Consider the following 26249-nt stretch of genomic DNA (forward strand, 5'->3'; position numbering starts at 1 on the left):
CATGGGAACTTTGAGTGGCAAAACACTGGTTGTCGGCGCAGGCGGCGTATCGCACGCGGCCGTGCACAAGATGGCAATGAATTCGGATATCTTCACCGAAATCACTCTGGCCAGCCGCACGAAATCAAAATGCGATGCCATCGCCAAGGCAGTGAAAGATCGCGTGGGCGTTGACATCGCCACGGCGGAGCTGGACGCCTATAAGGTCGAAGATACCGTCAAGCTGATCAAGGAAACAGGGGCCGAACTGCTGGTGAACCTCGCCCTGCCCTATCAGGATCTGGTGCTTATGGATGCGTGTCTTGAGGCGGGCATTCATTATCTCGACACTGCGAACTATGAACCCGAAGACGTGGCCAAGTTCGAATACCACTGGCAATGGGCCTATCAGGACCGGTTCAAAGAGGCTGGCCTGACCGCCATCCTCGGCTCGGGCTTCGATCCGGGCGTGACCAGCGTGTTCGCCAAATGGCTGAAGAAACACAAGCTGGACACCATCCGCCAGATCGACGTGTTGGACGCCAATGGCGGCTCGAACGACCAGGAATTTGCCACCAACTTCAACCCTGAGATCAATCTGCGCGAAGTGCTGGCCGAAGTGCGCCACTGGGAAAACGGCGCATGGCATACCAGCCCGGCGATGACCACAAAGGTCGAATACGATTTCCCCGCCATCGGCCAGAAAAACATGTACCAGATGTACCACGAGGAATTGGAGTCACTTACGACCCACTTCCCCGAGATTGAGCGCGCCCGCTTCTGGATGACCTTTGGCGATGCTTACATCATGCATGCCAAGGTACTGGAAAACGTCGGCATGACCCGCATCGATCCGGTGATGCATGACGGCAAGGAAATCATCCCGATCCAGTTCCTGAAAACTCTGCTGCCCGATCCCGGCGATCTGGGTGCCGAAACTAAAGGCAAAGCCTGCATCGGTGACATCGCCACGGGTCAGGCCAAGGACGGCTCGGGCGAGAAGACCTATTACATCTACAACATCTGCGACCACGAAGAATGCTACGCAGAAGTCGGCAGCCAAGCCGTCAGCTACACCACGGGCGTCCCCGCCATGATCGGTGCGGCGCAGGTGCTGAAAGGCAACTGGTGCGAGCCGGGCGTGTGGAACATGGAACAGCTGGATCCGGACAACTTCATGGATATGCTGAACGAACACGGCTTACCGTGGCAGGTCCACGAACTCGACGGTCCGGTCGAGTTCTAAATTCATCTTTTCTCAAATACTCCGGGGGTCCGGGGGCAGAGCCCCCGGCCTCTCCACAATTCGGAGGTGCCGGACATGTCCGACATGATGACCACACAGGCCGGAGGTGCCGGAGCCTTTCGCAGCTTTGACCTGAGCCGCGTGCCAAGCCCCTGCTTCGTGGTTGATGAAAAAGCCGTCGAGCGGAACCTGACCATTCTCTCCGATATTGGAACCCGATCCGGCGCCCATGTGCTGAGCGCGCTCAAGGCATTCTCGATGTTCTCGCTCGCCCCGCTTGTCCGCCAACATCTTGGCGGCACATGCGCGTCCGGCATTTTCGAAGCACGGCTGGGTCGCGAAGAATATGGAGGCGAGGTCGCGACCTTCTGCGCCGGGTACAAGGACGCGGACGTCGATGAAATTCTGTCGTTGTCCGATCACATCATATTCAACTCACCAGCGCAAAAAGACCGGTTTCTTGCCAAAGCTCGGAACGCTGGCGTTCAGGTCGGTCTGCGCATAAACCCGGAACATTCCGAAGGCGAGATCCCAAAATATGACCCCTGTGCGCCCTGCTCTCGCCTTGGCACCCCAATCAATCAGTTGACGACCGACGAATTGACCGGGGTTGATGGCCTGCACATGCACACGCTCTGCGAACAAGGGTTCGCGCCATTGCAGCGCACTTGGGAAGCCGTCCTGCCAAGACTCAAGCCCTTCCTCGGCCAACTCAAATGGCTGAACTTTGGAGGCGGCCATCATATCACGCGCGACGACTATGACCGCGACGGGCTGGTGGCTTTCATCCGGGACATCCGCGAGACATACGGCATCGAAGTCTATCTAGAACCCGGTGAGGCGGTCGCGCTGGACGCAGGTATCTTGGTCGGCGAAATCCTCGACCTGCCAACCAATGACATGAACCTTGCAATCACCGATATCTCGGCCACCTGCCACATGCCTGACGTGATCGAAGCCCCCTATCGTCCCGCCCTGATGGATGAGGCCGAAGCAGGCCACACCTACCGTCTGGGCGGCCCCTCCTGTCTGGCCGGTGACGTGATCGGGGATTACACATGGGATCAGCCACTGGAAATCGGCCAACGCTTTGCCTTCCTGGATCAGGCGCACTATTCGATGGTCAAGACCAACACGTTCAACGGTGTTCCTCTGCCTACCATCGCCTTGTGGAACAGCGAAACAGACGAACTGAAGATCATCAAACAGTTCGGCTATGACGACTTTAAGGACAGACTCTCATGAGCATTTTCCTCGACAGTGAACTGACCGAAGCCGAGCGGACTGAAGATGCCCGCTTTCGCGTGATCCCGGTGCCGCTGGAGCGCACGGTTTCTTACGGCTCGGGCACGGCCAAAGGGCCTGATGCCATTATCGAGGCCAGCAATGAGCTGGAACGCATTACCGGACATGCTGAACCATGCGTCGAGGGGATCTTCACCGAAGACCCGGTCGATTGCGATGCTTCGCTTGCTGAGATCATGGACCGCCTTTCCCAGCGCACCGAAGCCGCTGTTCGCGCGGGCAAGGTTCCGGTGACTTTGGGCGGAGAGCATTCCCTCAGCTACGGTGCCGTTGTGGGTGTGGCGCGCGCATTAGGTCAGCCAATCGGCATCGTTCAGATCGACGCCCATGCCGACCTGCGCAATGCCTATCAGGGGGAAAAACACTCCCATGCTTCGGTCATGCACCTGCTGGCCGAAGAAGGCGTTCGATTGGCTCAGTTCGGTGTCCGCGCCTTTTCGACTGAAGAGGCACAAAGCCGCCTGAAAAACCACATCTTCCACGTGGATGCAGAAGATCTGGTCACAGGCAATATCCACGCTGTCGACCTGCCAGAGGATTTTCCCGAGCTGGTCTATGTCAGTTTCGATGTCGACGGGCTGGACCCGGCGATCATGCCCGCCACGGGAACTCCGGTGCCGGGTGGTTTGGGATATTATCAGGCTCTGCGGCTGGTTGAACACGCCCTGAAAGGCCGCACATTCGTGGGCTTCGACGTGGTGGAGTTGGCCCCGAACGGCAATGCCGCCTGGGACTTCACCGCCGCGCAGATCGTTTATCGCCTGATGGCTGCCTGTTAACCCTCGGACGTTTCGTTCAGTTCCATATGGCCTTCGCCCTTGTTCAGGACGCGGCGCAGCATGGGTTCAAAGAACTCAAGCGGTTTGGTCGGATACTCGGGATCAAACGCCTTCTGATCGTATTCATGGCAGAAGTAACGGCAGTCCTCCCAATAGGGGCTGTCGCGGTACTTGTCGCGGGCGTTACGATCGCCTCCCAGGTGGTGATTGTAGTAATAGCCTTGGAATACGCAGTGGTGTTTTAATATCCAGTGGGTTTTCTCGCTGACATAAGGTTTCATCATCGCTGCCGACAGCTCACCGTGGTTATACGGTGACAGAATATCTCCGGTGTCATGGATCAGTGCCGCGACCACCAGTTCTTCATCTGCACCATCCTCATAGGCACGCGTCGCGGCCTGAAGGCTGTGCTGGTAACGATTGACCGGGTATGGCGTCCACGCCTCGTCCAGGGAACGGATCGCGTCCAGGATTCGGTCTGGAAGGGCGGCGTTGAACGCCTCTTCATACTCCATGACGGCGTCCCAATCGGCTTTGGTCGCCTCCTCAAAACTGGTCCAGGTGGGTTTGTGGCTTTTGTCCAGCATGATGTTTCCTCTGGCTGATCTGTTACGGCCAGTATATCCGAAGGCAACAGCTGAAAAAAATGAATTGATTTTATCGCTTCGATCAAAAAATACTTTCGACATGCAAATCAAAGCCCTTGAGACATTTTTGTGCGTTGCAGACATCGGTGGCTTCCATGCCGCTGCACGGCACCTAAACATCACTCAGACAGCGGTCAGCGCCCGTATCAAACTGATCGAAGAGGAAACCGGAAAGCCCTTGTTCACTCGGGGCGCAGGCGGCACCAACCTGACAGAATTCGGACGGCAGTTTCGACCCTATGCCGAGCAGATGTTGTCCTTGTGGTCCTTCGCCTCTCGTGACCTTCCGGGGCAGACACCGCACCGGATCGCCCTTCGCCTTGGTGCACAGCTCAGCGTTTGGGATCCATTACTGGTCGATCTGGCCGTTCGCTATGAACAACGCCATGGCCAGCTACTACTGACCCTGAACTACGATCATGACCTCAACATGGTCGAGGCCGTGGCGACGCATGTATTGGATGCCGCACTGACCCACGAAAAACCATCTGATCGGCGCGTTCTATATCACGAACTGGCACCGGAACGTTTATTGCTGGTCGAAACCCTCGGCGCGGGCAAAGACCCAGTTTTCGTAAATCTCGAGTTAGGCGAAGTTTATCAGGACCACGTGCGGTCAGCAGCGCGCAAAGCGGCAGGACAGACGCTTTTTTTGGGCAATTGCATAATGGGCCTGCGGTATGTTTTGCAGCGCGGCGGCACGGGGTACTTTCCCGAATATGTTATTCGGGATCAATTGAACGAAGGCACCTTTGTGCCGGTTACCGAAGCGATAGACCTGATGTTGCCGCTTTATCTGGTGACCCGGCGGGACAGCGAAGCCTTCGATGACGTGGTGGCCTGCCTGACCGAACTGCGTGCGGTGGATTAAGCTTGAGACAAGGCTCCATTCGCCCCCCGCGATCGGGTGCGCAGCAATGGCCGCCCGGCGATCAACAGGAACACGCATGAAATCAAGACGCCGACAATCGCCGGAAGATAAAGCAAAATCCACAGGTTTGGATCATCAATCACGACCGGGGACACAAAGCCCCGGACCCCCTCCAAAAGGACCAAAATCGTGAAGGCTCCGAATATCTGTGGCCACAGCCCAAAGCGCGAAAAACTGCCCAGCATCAGCGTTGAAAAACCAGCCATCGCCACCGCGATACAAATGGCGATCCATGAAAAACGCTGATGCAGCTCTTCGATCAGTTCCCCTTCTGAGAACTGCTCGGTCGCCAGAATACTTTCACGACCTTGCAAAAGCTCGAGCGTTGGGATCGCCTCAAGACTGCGCATGGCGTTGGTGTCTGAATTTGTGAGTTCCGAGATGTCATAAGAGGCATCCGCAAAAAGCGTCGAAGACAGCGTCCTGCCTTCCGGATTCAGGCGCAATGCGATCCCGTCCACCATCACCAGATGAATGCCGGAGCCATTGTTGACCAGATAGGCCGTCTTGCTGGAATAGCTGACCGGGCTCTCTTTATCCCGACGATCCGAGACAAAAACCTCGGACAAAGTGCCATCCAGATCAATTTCCCCGATATAAACCGTAACGCCCTGCGCGGGATGCAGAAATTCACCCTCATTCAAAAGCTGGGCGGTGACGTCCCCCGCGACCTCGGCCTGACGCTGCTCTAATTGTTCAACTGACGCGGGGCGCAGGAAGACACTGATCGCGGCCATCATCAAGCCAGTTACGATGCCAAATACGAACACTGCGCGCGCCAGTCTCCAGGGGCTGGTCCCGGTGGCCAGCATCACTGTCATCTCGCTTTCACGGCTCAGGCGGTTGGTGGCATAGACGGCTGCAGCAAACACCGCCATTGGCATCACAGTGCGGATCAGGGTCGGCAGGGTCAGTGCGGTGAATTCCAGAAACACCATCGCGGGTTGGCCGCCGCTGATCACCCGGTCAAACAGGCTGACGGAACGGGTAATCCAGAATACACCCACCAGAACCAGGGTGAAAAAGCCGAACAGAATCAGCAGTTGCCGCAGGAAGTAACCATCAAAGCGCGACATGAACCCTCTTCCGCCTGTCCGTTGTGGGCAGGACCATAAGCCATTCCATAGGCGTAGGAAACCGGATTGATCGAATTGTCAGGTGCCTGACGCAGTGCATTCCCAAATCGACGTCAATCTCACCTAAAGCCAGGGTTCAAAACGCCTCCTAATCTGATCGAAATGACCAGCTGGTGTGTCAAAAGAGATGGATACGATAGCATAGGCAGATTTCGTCGCGGGAATAAGTGTCTTTTCAAACCCGAACCGAAGGCCGCGTACAATCGCATGCGGCGTGAGGCCGGTTGGATGTTGTAAATGGACCGGTCAGAATAAGCCGCGCGCTACCAACTCTTCGGGTCTCAAATTTTCGGTATGCAACACTAGCCAAGATTTCTACGCCACACATTTGCCATACTTCCTTTCAGTTGATACGGTCGCAAAAAAGGCGAATGCCGGTGGCCCAAATAGAGCAGCAGTCAAAATATTCTAAGAGCGTCGCAGCGCTCACCGTGCCAGAGTCCTTAAAGGGCAAACGCGGAGGGCTGTTCTATTTGCTTCACGAGATGGAAAGGTCTCGACTTATGAAGCTGCACGGGGCTAACTTCGAAGACTTCTTCTCAAAATCACCTGCGGGCTGGGACTCAAACAACAGTCGGTTGGTCAGTATGCTCTCCGTCGACGAATTCAAATTTTTCTAGCAATCAATGCCGTGCTGCGGCGTTGCTCGAAAAGTTAGGAATCGCGCCCCGCGTCCGGGTCCCTGCAGACTCAGATTACACTCCAAGCTCTTGTAGGATACCCAGCTTGGGTTTCATTCTTTGGTTGAAACGGCCGCAGATCAAAGAATGAGTGGCAGGGGCAGCAGGGTTCGAACCCGCGACCTACGGTTTTGGAGACCGTCGCTCTACCAACTGAGCTATACCCCTAAGGTGCGCTTCAAATATGCCAGCCGCGCAGCGGACTCAAGAGGCTTTTTTAGATTCCGCGCGACTAATGCATCCGACAAACAAGTTGCGTGCAGCGTTTAGTTCTATAAGACACGGTTTGGTCAGTACGAGGGACCCAATCCGTGAGTATCCGTAAAAAGATCGCCGACAGCGAAGCCGTTTTGAACTGGGCCGCGCGCCGCATCGCAAGTTATATCCGGATGGTCAATCGCAACACCAAATGGCAGCGCATCGGATACGAAGAACTGGACCAACTGGCCGAACAAGGTGAGCCGGTGATCGTGGTGCTGTGGCACCAAAGGCTGGCGCAGTCGCCGTATTTCTTCCCGCTGGACAAAGGGCGCATCTGTTCAATCACTTCGTCTGCGCGGGCCGGCAGCATGGTAGGTCGGGTGCAGAAACTATTCGGCATGGACACCATCGCCATGGCGAGCAAACACAAGAGCAACGTTGCCGTGTCGCGAGAGGTGATCGGTAAGATAAAACAAGGGATTTCCATCGGCATCGCTGCTGACGGGCCTCGTGGGCCTGAGCGTGTGCTTTCCACGGTGCCATTGGTTTGGGCGCGCACGTCTGGCAAACGGATCTTCGGGATCACCTTTTCGGCACAATATGGCAGCGAAGCGGGTACATGGGATCGTCTGTTGATGCCCCGCCCCTGGCGGAACACCGGAGTCTTTCTATGCCGCGAGTGGACTGAGGCCGTGCCGCGCAAAGCATCAGAAGAGCAAATCGAAGAGCTGCGCCAAAGCCTTGAGCAGCATATGAACGATATCACTGCCGAGGCCGACCGCATGGTCGGGCGCGAACCGTGGTCGCCAGAGGCCTAACCGCCCCTTAACCGCTGCATCAGGTAAACTTCGCTGCCTTCCGGGATTGGCTCGGTCAACCCTGTGGCGATAACGCGGCCATCAATTGCGATAGACACCCCGGCATCAATAGGACCTTGAAGCTGTGGATGGGCCAGCACCAATGCACGTAACAGTTCTCCGGTCGTCTTGGCTTCAACCTCGACGACCTGCTGGCCCCCGGTCAATGACCGGAGGCCGGACCAGAGATGAACTTCAACCATCATCCTTGAGCGCGGCCAGAATGCGCGGCGGCGACATCGGCAACTGACGCATGCGCACGCCAGCCGCATGGGACACGGCGTTGGCAATGGCGGCCAGAGGCGGCACGATGCCGGTCTCGCCGACGCCTCGCACACCGAAGGGGTGACCGGGGTTGGGCACTTCGACAATCACCGTGTCGATCATCGGCAGGTCACTGGCGACGGGGATGCGATAGTCGAGGAAGATCGAGTTCTGCAGGCGACCGTCATCGCCGTAGATATACTCTTCGTTCAGCGCCCAGCCGATGCCTTGCGCGGCACCGCCCTGATACTGGCCTTCCACATATGTCGGGTGAATCGCCTTCCCCGCATCCTGAATGACCGTGTAGCGGGTGATCGCGGTTTTGCCCGTTTCCGGATCAACCTCGGCATCGACGATATGGGTGCCAAAGGACACACCCGCGCCTTCAGGGGTCGCCTCAAAGTGGCCCGAGATCGGACCGCCGGTCGAACCCATATGGGCCGTGATATCGGCCAGCGGGCGTGGATCGAAGTCACCGGCGTTGGGGCCAGAGGGCACCGCACAGCCGTTTTCCCATTTGACTGCGTCCGTCGGAATTCCCCAGCTGGCCGCCGCACGTTCGCACAGTTTTTCGACCGCGTGTTTGGCTGCTTTGATGGTGGCCAGACCGGAGGCGTATGTCACGCGAGAGCCATGGCTGACGTCGTTGTACCCAAGCGTCGCTGTATCGGCGATGGTAACACGGATATTCTCGTACGGAATGCCCAGAACCTCAGCCGCCATCAGCGCCATAGACGCCCGCGAGCCGCCGATATCGGGCGTACCGACCATCAACTGGGCCGAACCGTCCTCGGACAGGGACAACGACACCGAGGTCTCGCCGCCATGGTTGAACCAGAACCCACAGGAAATCCCTCGTCCCTGCCCCGGTTTCAACGGCGCCGAGTAGTGCGGGTGCGCCTTGGCGGCTTCCAGCGTCTCCACCAGACCGATGCGCTCATACCGCGGGCCATAACTGGCCTTGGTACCTTCATGCGCCGCATTTTTTAGGCGTACATCGACGGGATCAAGGTCCAGCTTTTTGCACAGCTCATCAATCACCGACTCAACGGCAAACGCCCCCATTGGGGCACCGGGCGCGCGGTAGGCTGCCTGTTTCGGTCGGTTGGCCATAACGTCATAGCCAACCTGTTTGACGTTGGTCAGATTGTAGGGCGCAAAGGCGCACATGGCGGTCATATCGCCGGGCGCGCCCGGAAACGCGCCACCTTGCAGGCGGAACACGCCCTGCGCGGCCGAGATGGTACCGTCCTTCTTCATGCCGATCTTGATATCCATCGACGCCGAGGACGTGGGGCCAGTTGCGCGAAACACTTCGGATCGGGTCATCACAACCTTGACCGGGCGGTTGGCCTTGCGGCTCAGCGCCAGCGCAACGGGTTCGATAAAGACGGTTGTCTTACCGCCAAAACCGCCACCAATCTCAGACGCAGTCACGCGCAGCTGTGAGGTCTCAATGCCCAACAGCGCTGCACAGGTTTTCTGCGCGATCCAGTGGCCTTGGGTCGTGCACCACAACTCACCCTTGCCATCATTGCCCAGCATACCCAGGCAGGCATGCGGCTCGATGTAACCCTGATGGGTCGCCTCAGTGACAAAGCTGTCTTCAATGATCAGATCAGCTTCGGCAAACCCGGCCTCGACATCGCCATGACCACTTTCGTGGTACCGCACGACATTGGGGTGCATGCCCTCGGGCACCGAATAATCCGCGGCACCTTCACGAATGACCGGAGCATCCGAGGCCATCGCTTTGTCCACATCGGTGACGTGGGGCAGCACCTCGTATTCAACCTCGATCAGCTTGAGCGCATCACGCGCTGCAAGGGCAGACGTAGCAGCAACAGCCGCAACGGCGTGACCGTCATACAGAGCCTTTTCGCCCGCCATAACGTTTTCCAGAACGTTCCAGAATTCGCCCTCCAGTCCCGATTTGAACGGGACGTCCGCAAAATCCGCGCGGGTCACGACGGCTTTGACTTCCTTATGCGCCTCGGCTTTCGACGTGTTGATCTTCACGATCCGCGCATGGGCGTGAGGCGAGCGCAGGATCGCGCCGTGCAACATACCGGGTGCCGACATATCGGCCCCGAACTTGGCTCGGCCCGTAACCTTGTCCAACCCATCGGGACGGTTCGGTCGCGTGCCAACAAAGGTGAATTCAGATTTGCGATCGTCGAGTGCCATTACGAAGCCTCCCGCAGTTCTTCTGCCGTTTCCATGACGGCGCGAATGATTTTGTCATAACCGGTGCAGCGGCAAAGGTTGCCCGCCAGCCAGTACCGGGTTTCTTCTTCGGTCGGGTTGGGGTTCTTTTCCAACAGAGACTTGGCCGCGACCAGAATGCCCGGTGTGCAGATGCCGCACTGAAGCGCGGCGTGTTCGATAAACTTCTGCTGCAGCGGGTGCAGAACGTCGCCGTCTGCGATGCCCTCGACCGTTTCGATCTGCTTGCCATCGGCCTCGACGCCCAGCATCAGGCAGGAACAGACCAGGCGCCCGTCGACCGAGACGGAACACGCGCCGCAGTCACCAGTACCACAGCCTTCTTTCGCGCCGGTCAGGTTCAGCTTGTCGCGCAGACAGTCCAGCAGGGTTTCGCGCGGGTCGCAGAGGTATTCAACCGAGTCGCCGTTTACAGTGGTGGATACGTGGAACTTGCTCATGCTTGTTCTCCCTTCGCACGGGCATAGGCGATTTTCGCGGCGCGCTTGGCCAGAACGCCAGCGACCTCGGTGCGGAACGCGATGGTGCCGCGCTTGTCGTCAATCGGGTTGCACGCAGCGGATGCCGCAGCAGCCAGCGCATCAAGCGCGGCGTCGTCCAGTGTACTGCCGATGATGGCCTTAGCACAGTCTTCGACCAGCAGAACGGTCGGGGCGACAGCACCCAGCGATACGCGGGCTTCGGTGACAGTGTCGCCGTCCAAACGAATGTTTACACCCACGCCAACGACGGCAATGTCCATTTCGGTCCGTGGTATGAACCGCAGATAGGCGTCGCCACCATCCTCACCCCGTGCGGGAATGTGCACGGCCGAGACCAGCTCACCCTTGGACAGCGACGTTTTGCCGGGGCCGGTCGGAATTTCTTCGACAGCAACTTCGCGATCACCACTTGGGCCTGTCACGGTAACGGTCACTCCGGCGGCGACCATAGCAGGCACAGAATCGGCCGCAGGAGAGCCATTGCACAAGTTCCCGGTCAGCGTTGCGCGCCCCTGCACTTGGGTTGATCCGATCAGGTCCATCGCCTCAACTACGCCGGGCCAATCGCGGCCCAATTCGGAATGTTCGCTCATCTCGGCACCGGTGGCCGCGACGCCAATCGTCCAGCTGCCATCGGCATTGCTGATGATGTCGCTGACGCCGTCGATCTTTTTGATGTCGATCAGCGTGTCGGGGGTCACAAGTTCCGAGCGCAGCTGCACCAGAACATCGGTGCCTCCTGCCAGAAACCGGGTAATGCCCGTCGCGTTCGCGGCCAGAGCCGACGCCTCGGCAAAGCTGGCGGGGCTGTGATAATCCATGAAAATACCTCGCACCTGTTGATCAGGATTCACTGGGGTTCGCAGGGGACGTTAGTGCAGCTACCCCACGGCGTCCATGGCTGGAACGACCAATTTTTGTGTTTATCGAAGTCGTTTTCAGACCTCAGATCAGAGGTCGAGTTCAATCACACCGTCAGGTTCAGCCGCGCGGCTTTGACACAAGATGATCGCGCCCTCGCGCTGTTTGTTGGACAGAACGAAATCACGATGCTCAATATCGCCGGAAACCACACCGCATTTGCAGACGCCACATATGCCGTCGGCGCATTTCACATCCACATGAATACCCGCCTCGTTCAAAACCTGAGCGGCATCTTTGTCTTCGGGGACGGTCAGTTCCCTACCCGACTTCGCCAGCTTCAACCTGAAGGAGTGATTTTCATATTCCGGCTGTTCGGGGACCGAAAAATACTCCAGGTGCCGCGCCTCTTCGGGAAATCCCTGCCGGTCGGCCGCTTGTATGACACCGTCCATGTAGCGATCCGGTCCGCAGGTATAGACGTGCAACCCTTCCTGATAACCCGACAGGACTGCATCCAGATCGGCGCGCGTTCCTTCATCCGAGAAATGAAAATGCACGTGGTCGGCCCAGGGCATCGCCGCCAGATCGTCCAGGTACCCGGCCCCAGCACGGGTGCTGGCGGAATAGTGTAATGCGAACGGCTTGCCCAGCGCATGCAACCGATGAGCAAATGCAATCATCGGGGTGATGCCGATCCCACCACCCATCAGGAAGGTCTTTGTTGCAGTTTCATCCAGTTCGAAATGGTTGATCGGTTTCGAGATGAAGACCTTGCGCCCCTCGCTGAAGATTCGATGCAACAGGGCCGAACCGCCGCGTCCTTCATCCTCGCGCAGGACGCCGATCTGGTAGACTGACCCGTCCGATGGGTCCCCCGACATTGAGTACTGGCGCAGAAACTCAGGCGCGACCAGCACATCCAGATGCGCCCCGGCGGTCCAATCCGGTAAAGGCGCACCATTCAGGGCCGAGAATTCATACTTGGTCACATCCGCCGTCATCTTGTCGACCTTGGTCAGAGCAACTCGCATCACCGGCGCATCGCCCGCGATCGAGTACCGATGCACGATCGATGTATCCCCTGCTGCCTTGCGGTTTTTGTATTCTTCGGCTGACACCATCGCCTGATAGGCCGCAATCCCGGCCTCGCGGTCCATCGCAAAGGGATATGGCCACGGATGGGGGGCCAGATAGGCAGGATAGACGGCTAAAGTCTGATCTTCGAACCGCAGGTCCAGATCCGTTTGCAGGTCACGCCGGTTCAGCGGATGTTTCGTCGGGCGGTAAGCTCCATCCGCCTGCAATTCGATATCCCACCACCATTTCTTGATGTCGTTCAAACCGCCATTACCCACGGCATCGTCCAGTTTCGCCAATGCCGGCGCGGCTTTCGGGATGTTCATCGCGGCCCAGCGGAACGGACGTTCCTTGAAGATGCCCTCAAGGTTCCACGGGCAGGTCTTCATGCAGCGCCCGCACATCGCACCGCCCGGTGTGGTCACGCGGTAGGTTGCGCATTTCTGGCTGTCGGATTTCCAGATCTCATAGCCGTTGAACATGAGTTTCGGCCCCGCGGTGATTGCCCCCGACGGACATTCGCGCGCGCATTTGTTGCAGCTTTCACAGAAAGTCTGCAGGCCAAAATCAATCGGTTTGTCGTGCTCCATCGGCATATCGGTTGTCACCGCGCCGGACTTGAGCCGGGGTCCGAGATAAGGGTTCAGGATGACCTCGCCAATCCGGCTGACCTCGCCCAATCCAGACAGCAACAAAAGCGGCGGCTGAAGCACTTCGCCATCCATGACCGTATGCGCCTTGGCTTTGAAGCCAAGGTTGCGGATCTGCTGCGCGATCACACCGCCCAAAAGTGAAAACCGCAGATAGGCGCGCATCGATTGGGCAACTGCGATCCAGTCATCGCCACTGGACCCCTCCATCGTTTCATAGCCCTGGTCGATGATCATGCTGATGGCCTGATCGTGGGTCGGGTTGATCTCTTCTCCGGTCGCGTCGTGAGAGTACCACGCCCATTCAGGACAACGGCTGAGGCCCACGGCATCGCCTCCAATGAAATAGGTCGCAGCCTTGATATTCGCGGCATTTCGGGCGGCATCGGTCGGGCGCGGGCCATCCGCGCTGTCGCCATCCTGCAAAAGCACAAATGCGCCCAGTGAACGGCGTTGCGCGAAACTGGGGGCGGCCTTGCGCACGTAGTGCCCCCCCCTGGCTGCATCCTGCAGCGGTTTGCCCATATCCCCGAATTGTGCGCGGGCAAACATGTCGGCGCGTTTGGGAACGCGGGCCACGTTTTCTTCGTCGATGTAGGTCGTCGGGTCCTCGACGCGCTTAAGCTTCTCGAACGGATGCGCCCCGTCCACGTAGCGTCGTTTGGCGTAAGCATCCCGGTTCAGCGCGTTCTTGGCGAACCCCGTTCCCAGCCACCACGCCGGACCCTGAGTGCGAAACCACGGTTGCTGCGCCATGGATTGCAGGGGTCGATCATGCGCAATCTCCATCTCGGTCGTAACAGCTGCCAGACCAAACCGCGTCCCTAGCCACGGCACAACGACGTCGCCAATCTCGACCGAGGCCAAACCAGCCGCCACCGCCAGTTTTCCAAGATCAACCTCAGACGACATCGCGGTATGCGCCCGCGCATCGAACCCCAACAACCGGATGTAATTGGCAATCACCACCGCATTTTCGGTCGCCAGCAAACAGGAACGGTGGTCCTGCGCATCCATGATCCATTCAGAGCCGGGCTCATCCGGGTTCGGATCACGGTTGTGTTCATAGACAAAGACGATGGAGTGGCGGTGGGTGTCCATCGGCTTGGGGGCCGCCTCCATACTTTCCTTAAGGTCGGCCATAATGACATCAATACCCGACGCCAGCGTCTTGGTCTGCCGGGTCTTCAGCGCATGGGCCAGTCGATCTATGTCGGGGTTAATACGCGGCTGGGGCAGTATCGCCTCGGCAGGCAAAGGCCCGCACCCCATCATCGACGCGTCATTGAAATAGCCAAAGGCCTTCAGGTGATGCGCACGCGCGCTCGGATCAGCCGGGATTTCAGAAGGCACGGCATTCACGAATCCATCACGAATAGCGTCCATCATCGCCTGAAACTCACCCATGGCGTTGACGATGCTTTCAGGCTGACCCGGCCGGAGAAAACTGAGTACGGGCATCGGCGGCACGGCAGACAGGTCCGGCACAACGCTCTGACGTGCCAACCGCTCCAATGGATAAGGCCCCATGTGGACCGGCCGGTTCTTGTCCGAGAAAAAGCGGATCCCCATCGTGCGCCTCCTGATTTCTAGGTCTCACCTAATGCGGCGTGGACAGTAAATCCATTCATGAATAATCATAAGCGGTATGAGCAAAATAGATTTTATGGATCTGGACGGGAAAGTCCTGAGGGTCTTTCTAACCATTCTCGAAGAAAACTCGGTGTCCAAGGCCGCAGATCGGCTTGGCGTGACGCAATCGGCCATCAGCCACACCCTGTCCAAACTTCGGGTGGTTCTGGGCGATCCGTTATTTATCAGATCAGGGCAAGGTCTAACCCCTACTGAGCGCGCCTTGTCCCTGAAAGACCCCGTGCAGCAGGTTCTGGACAATATGCGCGCACTGACCGAGGACCGCCCGTTCGACCCGCTGTCCGAAGAGATGGTCTTTCACATCGCCACAAACGACATGCCGAGGGAATTGATTTTCCCGCAATTGCTGCAAAAGGTTCGGACCGAAGGCGTGCGGCTGGGGTTGGGGTTTATCCCATCAGGTGTTCCAGACCCTGAGCTGCTGCGCAGCGATCGGTGTCAATTGATGCTGACACCTTTGCCGCCGGATGGACCGGACATCTTTCAAAAGCGCATCCTCAGCAGTCCGTTGATGATCTACTATGATGGCACCCGACGATCTCCTCCGGACAGTTGGGAAACCTATTGCGAAACCGAGCATGTCGAAGTGCGCTTTGCGGATGGTCGCAGCTCGCGCGCTGTCATGCGGGGTGTCGATCAAAACCAGATCAGGCCACCGACGGTTACCCTGCCGCATTTCAATGCCATTACCTCATTTGTGAAAGGCGGCGACCTGATTTCCACCGACACCGCGTTGATGAAACACGGGCCGCTACATGCGTTGGATTGTGCGCCCTTGCCCTTCGCATGCGACCCTGTCTCGATCTACATGGTCTGGCACCAAAGATCTTCCAACGATCCGGCACATCGCTGGTTGCGTGACAGGATCGAAGCCATCGCAGCGACGCTTCAGGATTGAGACAGCAACCAGTCTTTCATCACTGCGACCAGCGCGGGTTGACGTGGCTGTTTGGGTGTCACGATGTAAAAGCCCAAGTCCTCGACCAGCTCGTCCGGGATCGGGCGCACCAACTGACCGGCGGCCAACTGGGCAGAAACAAGCGGTTCGTTAGCAAGCGCAACGCCCTGACCGGACACGGCTGCATCGATGGCAAGGCTGGTCTGGCTGAAACTCATCATCTTTGGCTTGCCGGTGATCCCTGCCCGCTGCAGAAACAAAGGCCACAGCCCATGGGTGTCGTTCAGCAGAGTGTGCTTTATCAGGTCAGCAGGATGCGCAATTCTGGCCGCCATCTCAGGACCGCAAACCGGAACGAAAGTTGTGGAAAACAGAGGCACTGCGACCACCTCGGATCCAAACGGCGCGCGCCCTTGCCGAACAGCAATGTCGACACCGTCCCCCTGGAAATCCGCCAGCCGTTCCCGCGCGTCAACCTGCACGGCAATGTCAGGGTGGTGCAGCGTAAAGTCCGGAAGACGGGGAACCAGCCATTTCGAGGCAAAGCTGGGCGTGACAGAGATAGCAATTTGTCTGTCCCCAGAAAGATCCTCGACGGCCTCTTCGATCAGACGGAAGGCCCGGCGCAAGGGCGCATGGAACCTGCGCCCGGCCTCGGTCAGCGCAAGGCCGCGCGGCAGGCGGTCAAAGAGCGTCACAGCCAATCGCGCCTCAAGTCCGCGCACCTGTTGCGCGACAGCACCTTGTGTGACGCCCAAATCCTCGGCGGCTAAGCGAAAGTTCAGATGCCGCGCCGAAGCTTCGAAGGCCCGCAAAGCGTTCAGAGGGGGAAGAGCCGCCATCAGAGCTCCCTGTAGTTTTTCTACATCATAAGGCCAGCAGAACTGATTGGTCAATTAGATCGCCAAGGCGCATCTTCATGCCATCAATGAATGGAGAAATCACATGACAAAAGTGGCGCTGATAACAGCGGGCGGCAGCGGAATGGGCGCGGATTCAGCCCGACGTCTGGTCGCAGACGGGTTCAAGGTCGGCATCCTGTCGTCTTCGGGCAAGGGTGAGGCGCTGGCGCACGAACTTGGTGGCGTTGGTGTGACCGGGTCAAACCAATCGACGGATGATCTGCAAAAACTGGTCGATACCGCGATGACCCATTGGGGGCGCATCGACGTGCTGGTCAACTCGGCCGGTCACGGACCGCGCGCGCCGGTGCTGGAGCTGTCGGACGAAGACTGGCACACCGGAATGGACGTCTATTTCCTGAACGCCGTCAGACCAACCCGGCTGGTGACACCGATCATGCAGAAACAAGGTGGCGGGTCGATCATCAACATTTCAACCTTCGCCGCGTTCGAGCCCGACCCGGTTTTCCCGACGTCGGGTGTTTTTCGCGCGGGTTTGGCCGCTTTCACCAAACTGTTCTCGGATCATTACGCGGCTGACAACATCCGGATGAACAACGTCTTGCCAGGGTTCATCGACAGCCTGCCAGAGAAAGAGGAATTCCGCGCGCGCATCCCGATGGGCCGCTATGGACGCAGCTATGACGAGATCGCCTCGGTCGTGGCGATGCTTGCATCAGAGGGCGGCGGCTATATCACCGGTCAAAACATCCGGGTTGATGGCGGCATCACCCGCGCGGTCTGAGGTCAGAACCGCGCTTTTACAAAATGGGTCAGCGCCGCGCCGGTTTCAAAATAGGCGCGGCGTAGCCCTATCCACTTTTCCTGATACTCTGGGACTGCGGGCACCGGCAAAAGGCTTGGGTCGTCCTGCAACAGACTTTGGGCAACAAGGCGGCCAAAGACAGTGCCTGGCCCGATTCCACGCCCCGAAAATCCATGAACGGACAGAGCGTTGGGACCGATCTGCGTAATCTTCGGGATGTGGTCCGACGTCATGGCGATACGGCCATGCCATCCTTCGATCAACGGCTGATCAGCCAGTTGCGGATACAGCTGTGCCAGTTTGCGCTTGATCCAGCTCTTGTGAATCCCACCGCCTGCCTGATCCAGATCACCCATGGCACCGATGATAAACCGCCCCTCTTGATCCATTCGGAACGAGGTCATGATCAGGTCTGTGTCCCAGCACCCCTCGCCCCCCGGCAAAACACTGGCGCGCAGATTATCGGACAAAGGAGCCGTGGCATATTGGAAATAATAGACTGGCACATAAGCGGGGGCCGATGTGGTCAGATCACGGTGATAGGCATTGGTCGCCTGAATGACCCATTTGGCGCGCACCGTGCGCCGAGCAGTCTTCAACACCCAGATTCCATCCATTTGCTGCATGGACAGAACCGGATCTTGCGTGGAAACTGACGCGCCAACCTCGATCCCGGCACGGGCCAATCCACGCACATATGCCAATGGCTGGATGGTCCCGGCGCGCGGGTCGAACAGAGCACCGCCAAAGGCCGCGCTGCCCATTCGCTGCGCTGTCAGTTCTGCAGACAGCAACTCGACCGGTGCACCAGCAGCGCTGAGTTGCGCATGACGCGCCTGCAGATCCCGAAGCCCCGCAGCCGAATGCGCACAGTGCAAAGTTCCGTTGCGCACAGGTTCGCAGTCTATCCCATGTTGGTCGATCAGGCTGAACACCTCTGATAGAGCAGCAGCCAGAAGGTCAACCAGCCGATCCCCAACCATGTCACCCAGATGCGCGCGAATCTCAACGGGCGGCAACCACAGCCCCGCATTCGCTAGCCCGACATTGCGGCCCGATCCGCCGTGACCGATGTCATGCGCCTCAAGCAGACAGACCGAGGCACCAGCCTTGGCTGCAGTCAGGGCCGCAGAACAGCCGGTGTACCCACCACCGATCACCGCCAGATCAACAGTGATATCACCGGTCGAAACACCGGGTTCGACAAGTTCACGGCATGTGTTCAGCCAAAGGGACTGGTTGTGGTCGCTCACGTCGCGCTCCTTGAAATTGCGCGGATCATCAGGGCAGTGTCAGCCGGTTGCAAGCGCTCTTTGATCCTCGCGCCCCATCGCGATCAGGAAGGGTTGCGCATCCTGTTTCGCTTGAAAATCAGCCTTGTTACCCATGCCACGCCAGTTCGCTAGAACAAGGGATTGCGCCACTGCGCCACTTAAGGTCGCGCCGGGGCCGGTAACAATGAACAGGTCTGGCGCGAACTCATGCGCGGCGGTCTGGATCGCACGGGTAAAGTCATAGGGTTCGGTCACTTGGTGGCCCAGAGTATAATCCCAAAGCGCCTGCGTATCCGTCGCACCCGGCCACCAAATCTTTCCGCGACCGTCGATCAGGGCGCGTTCAGGCTGTCCGAACAAGTCCGCGTCCAAGCGCGCACGCCCTTCGGCAGCGACCGGTGCCTGCAAGGATGTGTGAAACGCGGCATGGTTTGGCAAGCGCATCGGGAAACGGTCCTGCACGGTGGGTTGCGACGCCTCGAAAGCCTTCAGCCCCATCTCATTGCCTGCCAGAACCAGCATTCCGCCCAGATCAATGGACAAAGCAAGGTCGTGACCGTCCACCGCATTGATGCGTTTCACATCCGCCAGCAGCTCTGCCTTGCGAACAGCGTCGTCCGCCCAACCGTCGTCGGCAAAGGGATAAACCAGTTGGCCACCGATCAGGTGATCTTGCATCAGTGTTCCCATCGTGTTCACGACGCGGAACCCTTCGTCAGGCGACAACGCCCCGGCAGCGGCCAGCGCAATATACCACCCCATCGAGTTCCCGGTGACCGCGACCACCTCGATATCATCGGCCAGCGATTGCGCGTCTGCCAGCGAAGCTGCGTAGATGAGCGGTGAAGCAATATCGCCTTTTGAATACTTGGAAACTGTGAACCGCGCTGCGCCATCCAATGCGGTAACGGCCTCTTGCCCTGCTTCCGCACGTATCGCGTCGAAGCCCCGAAACATCGCATTCTGCTGCGCGTGATGGCGATGCAGATAGCCAAGCTCGGGCTTGTTGTATGTACCCCGACCAGGGCAGATGACGACGGCTGTGCGAGTCATGAGCGGCCACCCGTCAGTTTAAGCGCGGCGGTGATAATCCCGTCCTTCGATGGCAGCGGAGCGGCATAGGCGGGACCAGTGGCGATAAAACAATCTTCGGCCGCGACGCGTGCAGTTGGGGTCGTGGGACTGTTTTCAGTGAAAAAGGTCATCAGCCCCTCAGACTGGCTGCCGGTCCGGCGGCACTCGTCGACGATCAGGACGTGTTTGCAACCCTTTGTGGCCTGACGCAGAGCCTCAATCGGCAGAGGTGCCAGCCAGTGCATGTCGATGATACGGGTTTTCACGCCTGCGGCCTCCAACTCGGGCAGAGCCTGTTTCGACAGGTAATGCCCATTTCCATAAGTGACGATGGCCAGATCTTTACCCTCACCATGCACGCTAACCTCACCCAGCGCGATACTCTGGTCAGGCGACGGATACGTCGTCATCCAGCCTGCGTCCTGTGCATCGTGCAGATCGCGGATCGGATAAAGCGCAATAGGTTCCAGAAAGACCACGACCCGCTGTTCTTCGCGCGCCAGCCGTACGCATTCGCGCAGCATCTTCGCCGCATCCGCGCCTGTCGATGGACAGGCAATGATCACGCCGGGAATATCGCGCAGGACAGCTAGAGAATTGTCGTTGTGGAAATGACCGCCGAACCCTTTCTGATAGCCAAGCCCCGCGATGCGTAGAACCATCGGGTTGGTGAACTGCCCGTTCGAGAAAAAGGGCAGCGTCGCGGCTTCGCCTCTGATCTGGTCCTCGGCATTGTGCAGATAAGCGAGGAACTGGATTTCGGGGATCGGGACAAACCCGTTATGCCCCATGCCAATGGCCAGTCCCAGAATGGACTGCTCATCCAACAGCGTGTCGATCACCCGGTCCGGGCCAAAGCGTTGTTGCAGTTTCTGGGTCACGCCATAGACGCCGCCCTTGCGGCCGACATCTTCGCCCATGCAGACGACCTCGCCGTGTTCCAGCATCAGATCGGTCAGCGCCCAGTTGATCAGACGGCTCATGGGTTGCGGATCATCCATGGCCCGCGTGTCGCCGCCAAAGGCCTTGTCGCGCGCTTCGGCGCTGGGACCGTTAGTGGGCTTACAAGCCCGTTTTGGCGGGATCAGGCTGGCCATAACCTCAGAGGCGGTGGTCAGGTGCGGACGGGTTGCGGCCTCCGCCGCGATGCGATCAGTACGGGCGCAGGTGTCTTCGTAGATTTTCAACGCCTGTTCCGGCGCCAACGCCCCGGCATGTTCCAGCAAGCGCACCGAGTGCAGCAGGGGGTCGTTGGCCTCGTCCGCCTCAACCTCGGACTTCGGCAAGTACGTGGTCGGCACATCTGCGCCCGCATGGCCGTAAAGACGCACGGTTTTCAGATGCAGGAAGGCCGGTTTCCGGCGGGTACGGACATACTCGGCGGCGTCTTGCGCAACCGCGAAGGTCTCATAGATATCCAGACCGTTGGCCTGAAAGTACTTGATCCCGGGGCGATGCTCCATCGACGCCTGTATCCAGCCTTTGGGCGTTTTGACCGAGATTCCGATCCCGTTATCTTCACACACAAACAACAGCGGCAGAGGCGTCGATTGCACGCTGGTCCAGCCTGCGGTGTTGATCGCGCCCTGCGCTGTAGAATGATTGGCCGAGGCATCCCCGAAGGAACACATCGCAATCCCGTCCAAGGGCAGTTCACGGTGTTCAGGATCGTGTCTCCGCGCGGCACCTAGCGAATACGCAGCGCCCACCGCCTTGGGCAAGTGGCTAGCGATAGTCGAGGTCTGCGGCGGGATCGTCAACGCTTTGGACCCTAGTACCTTATGCCGCCCGCCCGAGGTCGGATCCTCATTCGAACAGGCAAAACTCAGCAGCATGTCCCACGCGATCTGCTGGCCCGGCATCTGCTCAGCCCGCGCTATCTGAAATGCCGCATCCCGGTAGTGAAGAAAGGCGATATCGGTCGGGCGTAGTGCATGCGCCACGGCGGCCATCCCTTCGTGGCCGGATGATCCGATAGTATAAAACCCCTGCCCCGCCTTCTGCATCGCCCGACTGGTCCGGTCCAACGCGCGGCTAAGGACCTGTGACCGGAACAGCGACACCGCATCGGTTCCGCTTAGCCCCGGCCTCGGGCTTGCGCCTTCGGGGAAGTCGCGCTTGGCGACCCGGGTCAGGAAATTCTCGTGAACGATCTGGGCGCGGTCCATTGGGTGTTTTCCGGTCTTACTTAGTTACAACTTGGCGGTAGCGTCCGCGATACGGCGCATACCTTCTTGCAGGCTTTCGGTGGCATAGGCAAAAGAAAGCCGCAAATGCCCCGGCATCCCAAACGCGCGCCCCGGCACCAGCGCCACGCCCGCCTCATCCAGCAGATAGCGACAGAATTCATGGTCTGTGGCCATTTTCGCATGAGTTTTGGGAAAGACGTAAAACGCGCCATCCGGCACGGCACATTCCAGACCAGCGGCGTTTAGCCCTTCGACAACCAGATCGCGGCGCGCTCGCATTGCTTGACGGCGTTCTGCCAGCAAGCCTTGGGGCCCGATGATGGCCTCCAATGCTGCAGCCTGGGCAATCGAACACGCCCCCGACGTGATTTGCCCCTGCACAGCCACCATCGCCTTGATCAACTCAGCAGGGCCAATTCCCCACCCGATGCGCCAGCCGGTCATGGAATAGGCCTTGGACACGCCGTTCACGATCAACGTTCGTTCCGCCAATTCGGGAACGGCCGGCACAAAGGGCGTGAAAGGCACAAAAGACAGGTGTTGATAAATCTCGTCAGAAATCACCCAGACCTGAGGATAGTTTTGCAATACCGCGCCCAGCGCCTGCAATTCCGCCTTGGAATAGACCGCGCCGGTCGGATTGGACGGCGAGTTCAGCAGCAGCCAACGCGTGCGCGGGGTGATCGCGGCCTCCAACTGATCCGGCGTCAGTTTGAATTTCTGCGTCGCCGGACAGCGGACGACTACGGGGACACCGCCAGCCAAACTGACCATATCCGCATAGCTTGTCCAGAATGGAGCAGCCATAATCACTTCATCACCAGGGTTCAGAGTTGCCATCATTGCGGAGGCCAAAACCTGCTTGGCACCCGTCGAAACGATTACATTTTCGGGGCGCGCGCCAGCCTCAGTCGCAATCGCTGATCGCAAGGCGGGCGTTCCTGCCGTTGCGGGGTATCGCGTCTGCCCGTCAATAGCTGCGCGGTGGGCCGCCTCAACAACATGCGGCGGCGTTGGGAAATCAGGCTCACCTGTGCTGAGCGCAATCACGTCGGCACCCTGCGCGCGAAGACGCGCGGCCTGCTCTGAGATACGAACGATCTCTGACAGCTCAATGCCATTCAACCGGTCGGCGGGCTGAAACTCTTTAATACTGGTCGTCAGGTTCATTGGTCCACATCCACGCTGGAATCCACACCTCTGTATCGGGCTGGCGCGCTGCAATTGCCAGTGATATTCCGTGTGAAAGGTATGAGGATTAGTCATATGATTGCGCCCCGTCGGTTTCTTCCCTCGATCCCCTCTCTTCTGGCATTGGAGGCGGTTGATCGCCTCGGCAGTGCCTCGGCTGCAGCCGAGGAGCTGTCGCTAACCCAAAGCGCGATCAGCCGACAGCTGAAGTCCATGGAGGACCAACTGGGCGTCGATCTCATTCAGCGAAACCAGATGCGATTGCACCTGACCCCCGCCGCGAAAGACTATGTTCAGGTGGCGCGCACAGCGCTAAACCAAATTGCGCAAGCGTCACTTAAACTGAAGGCCAACCCAACAGGCGGGTCGCTGAACCTGTCCATCCTGCCCGCCTTTGGAATGCACTGGCTGGCACCGCGCCTGCAGGATTTTGCCCGTCGCCACCCTGAAGTGACCGTGAACCTGAGCACATGCCTCAAGCCGTTTGATTTCGAGACCGAACATTTTGATGCCGCCATCCACTTCGGCCAAAAGAACTGGCCGGGCGTCAACTACCTGCCGATTATGCGTGAAGATGTGGTTCCGGTCTGCGCGCAGGACCTGTTGCCCGATCAGGAGCAGGACTTGGGCTGGCTAATGACGGCTCCCCTGCTGCATCTAGAGACCCGACCGGACGCTTGGGAGCAATGGTTTGCGGCACAAGGGCGTGACGTATCAGGGATGCGGGGAATGCTGTTCGATCAGTTCTCGACCATGGTGCAGGCCACGATCCACGGGCTGGGAGCGGCGCTATTGCCCAGCTATCTGATCGAAGACGAGCTGAAAACCGAAAGGTTGGTTCCAGCATGGAACGGACCCCACATCAGCCTTGGGCAATTCTTTTTGGTCTGGCCACAGTCACGACCGGAATCCGAACCGCTACGGTCGTTTCGAATGTGGCTGCAAGGTCAGGTTGGCCCATTCTGATCCAAAACTGCACAGCCTCCGGCTTTGCGTCCTGCGGACGGCGGAGGGGTCGGGCAGGTGTGGGCTGCGCCCGCACCTGCCCGACCCAACGGGATGAGACGTTTTCCAGAAACGTTGGCGACAGGCGGGAGCCCTTTGGGTGCGTTACTTGTCCAGCGAACGGGCGATCAGTTCCTTCATGATCTCGTTGGTGCCGCCGTAGATCATCTGCACCCGCGCATCCGCATAAAGCCGTGCAATCGGGTATTCCATCATGAACCCGTAACCACCGAACAACTGAAGGCATTCGTGCATGATCTCGTTCTGCACTTCTGAACCCCAGTATTTCACCATAGAAGCCGTCGCCGCATCCAATGTACCAGCCTCAAGCTGCGCGATGCAGTCATTGACGAAACTGCGCAGAACCTCGGCCTTGGTTTTGCACTCGGCCAGTTTGAAACGCGTGTTCTGAAAGTCCATAACGCGCTGGCCAAATGCCTTGCGTTCCTGCGTATAACGCACTGTCTCGGCAATTGCGAAGTCGATCGCGCCCAGCGCCATGATACCGATGGTCAGGCGTTCCCACGGCAATTGCTTCATCATCTGATAGAAGCCCTGACCTTCCTCGGGTCCGATCAGGTTGGTCATGGGAACCTTGACGTCTTCAAAAAACAGCTCGGCCGTATCGTTGGCCTTCATCCCCAGTTTCTTGAGGTTACGGCCCCGGCGAAATCCTTCTGCGCCTTCGGTTTCTACTGCGATCAGCGATACGCCCTTGGATCCTTGCGATTTATCCGTCTTTGCGGCCACCAGAATCAAATCGGCGGATTGTCCGTTGGTGATAAAGATCTTGGATCCGTTCAGGCGATAGGAATTTCCATCCATGTCTGCGGTGGTGCGAACGGACTGAACGTCCGAGCCTGTTCCGGGCTCAGTCATGGCCAAAGCGCCGACCATCTCACCGGATGCCAGACGGGGCAGCCATTTGTGTTTTTGATCCTCGCTGCCGTATGCGTTCAGGTAATGGATAACGATAGACTGAATCCCAAATCCCCAGCCTGCATCGCCGCGTGCGGATTGGCCGTACAACGTGACCGCGTCAAATCCGATCCCGCCGCCAACGCCACCATATTCCTCGGCAATAGCGCCGGCCATCAGACCCATATCCCCGGCCTTGTTCCAGAATTCGCGATCGACCATGCCGTTTTGGTTCCAGCGTTCGATATTGGGTACAAGTTCGTCGTCCATGAACCGGTTTGCCATTTCGGCAAACATCTGATGTTCGTCAGTGACCCAGTTGGCGGTTGGCTTGAATAGCGACATGTAGGCTTCTCCCAAATCGAATTTCGATAAGGGTAGCGTTGGGCACCGCGCAAACCAACCCATCCGCCGGATTGCTACGCAACGTCTTTTTCGTACAAGACCTTACGTTCACAGGTTTAAACCCGGTCAGGCCAAGGCATTATCCAGCAGAACCTGTGCCGCTGCCTTTGCATCTCGCGCAGGATCGCAGCTTTTTACCAGGACGGCCGTAACGATTGCGCCCTCTTGCAAGAGCAGCAGCTGGCATCCCAATGCCTCGGGATCACGTGCGCCTGCCTGGCGGGCCAAATTTGTGAGAAATTCGAGCATCAGATGCTTGTGTTCGGCTGCCTGCACATGGATCGGGTGATCTTGTTCCTGATACTCTGCGCCCGCTTTGATGAACATGCATCCGCGAAAGCTGTCCTCCAGGAACCATTCGCCCAGCACATCGAAACTGGCGATCAGCCGTTCGGCCGGTGTATCGGCCAGCTCATCTACCCGTTGCAGGAACCATTTGCGAAAGTTCTCATCCCGCAACTGTAAAGCCGCCAGGATCAGCTCTTCCTTGGTACGGAAATGTTTGTACATCGACGTTTTCGACACGCCCGTCTCGACCACTAACTTGTCCATGCCGGTGACGTGAAATCCGTCACGATAGAAGACCTGCAAAGCCTTGCGGACCAGCTCGTCACGTTTGTTCGGGCGCATCTGTCAGCTCCTGTATGTAC

22 protein-coding genes and 1 tRNA gene are annotated in these 26249 nt (G+C 58.4%); 8 read left to right on the top strand and 15 right to left on the bottom strand.

Annotated features, from left to right (window positions below; genetic code table 11):
• Position 1 precedes the first annotated feature (1 nt).
• From AC2FIB_RS06020 to speB, 3 genes are all read left to right on the top strand, one after another.
• A complete protein-coding gene (locus AC2FIB_RS06020; protein ID WP_496733771.1) occupies positions 2-1225 on the top strand; it encodes a saccharopine dehydrogenase family protein in 1224 nt (407 codons plus the stop codon).
• Positions 1226-1300: 75 nt separating this feature from the next.
• Positions 1301-2470 (top strand): carboxynorspermidine decarboxylase, encoded by a 1170-nt coding sequence (gene nspC / locus AC2FIB_RS06025; protein WP_496841816.1) that lies wholly within the window; start codon positions 1301-1303, stop codon positions 2468-2470.
• Complete coding sequence (speB, locus tag AC2FIB_RS06030) at positions 2467-3309, top strand: agmatinase (protein ID WP_496733768.1); 843 nt, start codon at positions 2467-2469, stop codon at positions 3307-3309. Before nspC ends, speB begins: the two co-directional genes overlap by 4 nt.
• On the opposite strand, the gene AC2FIB_RS06035 is transcribed toward speB, so the two are convergent.
• Complete coding sequence (locus tag AC2FIB_RS06035; RefSeq protein ID WP_058278402.1) at positions 3306-3896, bottom strand: HD domain-containing protein; 591 nt, start codon at positions 3894-3896, stop codon at positions 3306-3308. The genes speB and AC2FIB_RS06035 overlap by 4 nt on opposite strands.
• Before the next feature lie 100 nt (positions 3897-3996).
• Between AC2FIB_RS06035 and AC2FIB_RS06040 the strand changes: the two genes are divergently transcribed.
• Positions 3997-4827, top strand: coding sequence for a LysR family transcriptional regulator (locus AC2FIB_RS06040; RefSeq protein WP_496841817.1), 831 nt, complete (start codon positions 3997-3999; stop codon positions 4825-4827).
• On the opposite strand, the gene lptF is transcribed toward AC2FIB_RS06040, so the two are convergent.
• Positions 4824-5963 carry an LPS export ABC transporter permease LptF gene (lptF, locus tag AC2FIB_RS06045; RefSeq protein WP_496733764.1) on the bottom strand — a complete coding sequence of 380 codons (1140 nt, stop codon included), beginning with the start codon at positions 5961-5963 and terminating at the stop codon, positions 4824-4826. The two genes, AC2FIB_RS06040 and lptF, sit on opposite strands and share 4 nt — an antisense overlap.
• Before the next feature lie 832 nt (positions 5964-6795).
• Positions 6796-6871, bottom strand: a tRNA-Trp gene (locus tag AC2FIB_RS06050).
• Positions 6872-7014: 143 nt separating this feature from the next.
• Here AC2FIB_RS06050 and AC2FIB_RS06055 point away from each other — a divergent pair.
• Positions 7015-7722, top strand: coding sequence for a lysophospholipid acyltransferase family protein (locus AC2FIB_RS06055; protein ID WP_496733762.1), 708 nt, complete (start codon positions 7015-7017; stop codon positions 7720-7722).
• On the opposite strand, the gene AC2FIB_RS06060 is transcribed toward AC2FIB_RS06055, so the two are convergent.
• From AC2FIB_RS06060 to AC2FIB_RS06080, 5 genes are all read right to left on the bottom strand, one after another.
• Positions 7719-7964: a MoaD/ThiS family protein gene (locus AC2FIB_RS06060; RefSeq protein WP_496725387.1), complete on the bottom strand. Its 246-nt coding sequence runs from the start codon at positions 7962-7964 to the stop codon at positions 7719-7721. The genes AC2FIB_RS06055 and AC2FIB_RS06060 overlap by 4 nt on opposite strands.
• Entirely contained in the window at positions 7957-10212 is a 2256-nt protein-coding gene (locus AC2FIB_RS06065) for a xanthine dehydrogenase family protein molybdopterin-binding subunit (RefSeq protein ID WP_496841818.1), read from the bottom strand. Before AC2FIB_RS06065 ends, AC2FIB_RS06060 begins: the two co-directional genes overlap by 8 nt.
• Entirely contained in the window at positions 10212-10691 is a 480-nt protein-coding gene (locus AC2FIB_RS06070) for a (2Fe-2S)-binding protein (protein WP_058278395.1), read from the bottom strand. Before AC2FIB_RS06070 ends, AC2FIB_RS06065 begins: the two co-directional genes overlap by 1 nt.
• Positions 10688-11554, bottom strand: a complete 867-nt coding sequence (locus tag AC2FIB_RS06075) for an FAD binding domain-containing protein (protein ID WP_496841819.1) — start codon at positions 11552-11554, stop codon at positions 10688-10690. Before AC2FIB_RS06075 ends, AC2FIB_RS06070 begins: the two co-directional genes overlap by 4 nt.
• 129 nt (positions 11555-11683) lie before the next feature.
• Complete coding sequence (locus AC2FIB_RS06080) at positions 11684-14896, bottom strand: reductive dehalogenase (protein WP_496841820.1); 3213 nt, start codon at positions 14894-14896, stop codon at positions 11684-11686.
• A gap of 76 nt (positions 14897-14972) precedes the next feature.
• Between AC2FIB_RS06080 and AC2FIB_RS06085 the strand changes: the two genes are divergently transcribed.
• Positions 14973-15875: a LysR family transcriptional regulator gene (locus AC2FIB_RS06085; protein WP_058275318.1), complete on the top strand. Its 903-nt coding sequence runs from the start codon at positions 14973-14975 to the stop codon at positions 15873-15875.
• On the opposite strand, the gene AC2FIB_RS06090 is transcribed toward AC2FIB_RS06085, so the two are convergent.
• Positions 15866-16717, bottom strand: a complete 852-nt coding sequence (locus tag AC2FIB_RS06090) for a LysR substrate-binding domain-containing protein (protein WP_496841821.1) — start codon at positions 16715-16717, stop codon at positions 15866-15868. The genes AC2FIB_RS06085 and AC2FIB_RS06090 overlap by 10 nt on opposite strands.
• Positions 16718-16820: 103 nt before the next feature.
• Between AC2FIB_RS06090 and AC2FIB_RS06095 the strand changes: the two genes are divergently transcribed.
• A complete protein-coding gene (locus tag AC2FIB_RS06095) occupies positions 16821-17522 on the top strand; it encodes an SDR family oxidoreductase (RefSeq protein ID WP_496733751.1) in 702 nt (233 codons plus the stop codon).
• Positions 17523-17524: 2 nt separating this feature from the next.
• Here AC2FIB_RS06095 and AC2FIB_RS06100 read toward each other — a convergent pair whose 3' ends face one another.
• From AC2FIB_RS06100 to AC2FIB_RS06115, 4 genes are read right to left on the bottom strand one after another with little or no spacing between them, the layout of a single operon-like run.
• Positions 17525-18796: an NAD(P)/FAD-dependent oxidoreductase gene (locus AC2FIB_RS06100; protein WP_496841822.1), complete on the bottom strand. Its 1272-nt coding sequence runs from the start codon at positions 18794-18796 to the stop codon at positions 17525-17527.
• Positions 18797-18835: 39 nt separating this feature from the next.
• The gene (locus AC2FIB_RS06105; RefSeq protein ID WP_496841823.1) at positions 18836-19870 is read right to left on the bottom strand and encodes an ACP S-malonyltransferase; all 1035 of its coding nucleotides are present in this window, start codon (positions 19868-19870) and stop codon (positions 18836-18838) included.
• Positions 19867-22059: a dehydrogenase E1 component subunit alpha/beta gene (locus AC2FIB_RS06110; protein ID WP_496733747.1), complete on the bottom strand. Its 2193-nt coding sequence runs from the start codon at positions 22057-22059 to the stop codon at positions 19867-19869. The genes AC2FIB_RS06105 and AC2FIB_RS06110 overlap by 4 nt, the downstream gene beginning before the upstream one ends.
• A gap of 24 nt (positions 22060-22083) precedes the next feature.
• Complete coding sequence (locus AC2FIB_RS06115) at positions 22084-23250, bottom strand: pyridoxal phosphate-dependent aminotransferase (protein ID WP_496733745.1); 1167 nt, start codon at positions 23248-23250, stop codon at positions 22084-22086.
• A 96-nt stretch (positions 23251-23346) separates the two neighbouring features.
• Here AC2FIB_RS06115 and AC2FIB_RS06120 point away from each other — a divergent pair, with 96 nt between their 5' ends.
• A complete protein-coding gene (locus tag AC2FIB_RS06120) occupies positions 23347-24237 on the top strand; it encodes a LysR substrate-binding domain-containing protein (protein ID WP_496733744.1) in 891 nt (296 codons plus the stop codon).
• 144 nt (positions 24238-24381) lie between these two features.
• Here the strand turns inward: AC2FIB_RS06120 and AC2FIB_RS06125 are convergent, their stop codons facing one another.
• Positions 24382-25539: an acyl-CoA dehydrogenase family protein gene (locus AC2FIB_RS06125; protein WP_496733742.1), complete on the bottom strand. Its 1158-nt coding sequence runs from the start codon at positions 25537-25539 to the stop codon at positions 24382-24384.
• Between the two features lie 126 nt (positions 25540-25665).
• Entirely contained in the window at positions 25666-26229 is a 564-nt protein-coding gene (locus AC2FIB_RS06130) for a TetR/AcrR family transcriptional regulator (protein ID WP_496733740.1), read from the bottom strand.
• Positions 26230-26249 lie beyond the last annotated feature (20 nt).

The organism is Ruegeria sp. YTSA072, from assembly GCF_059610285.1.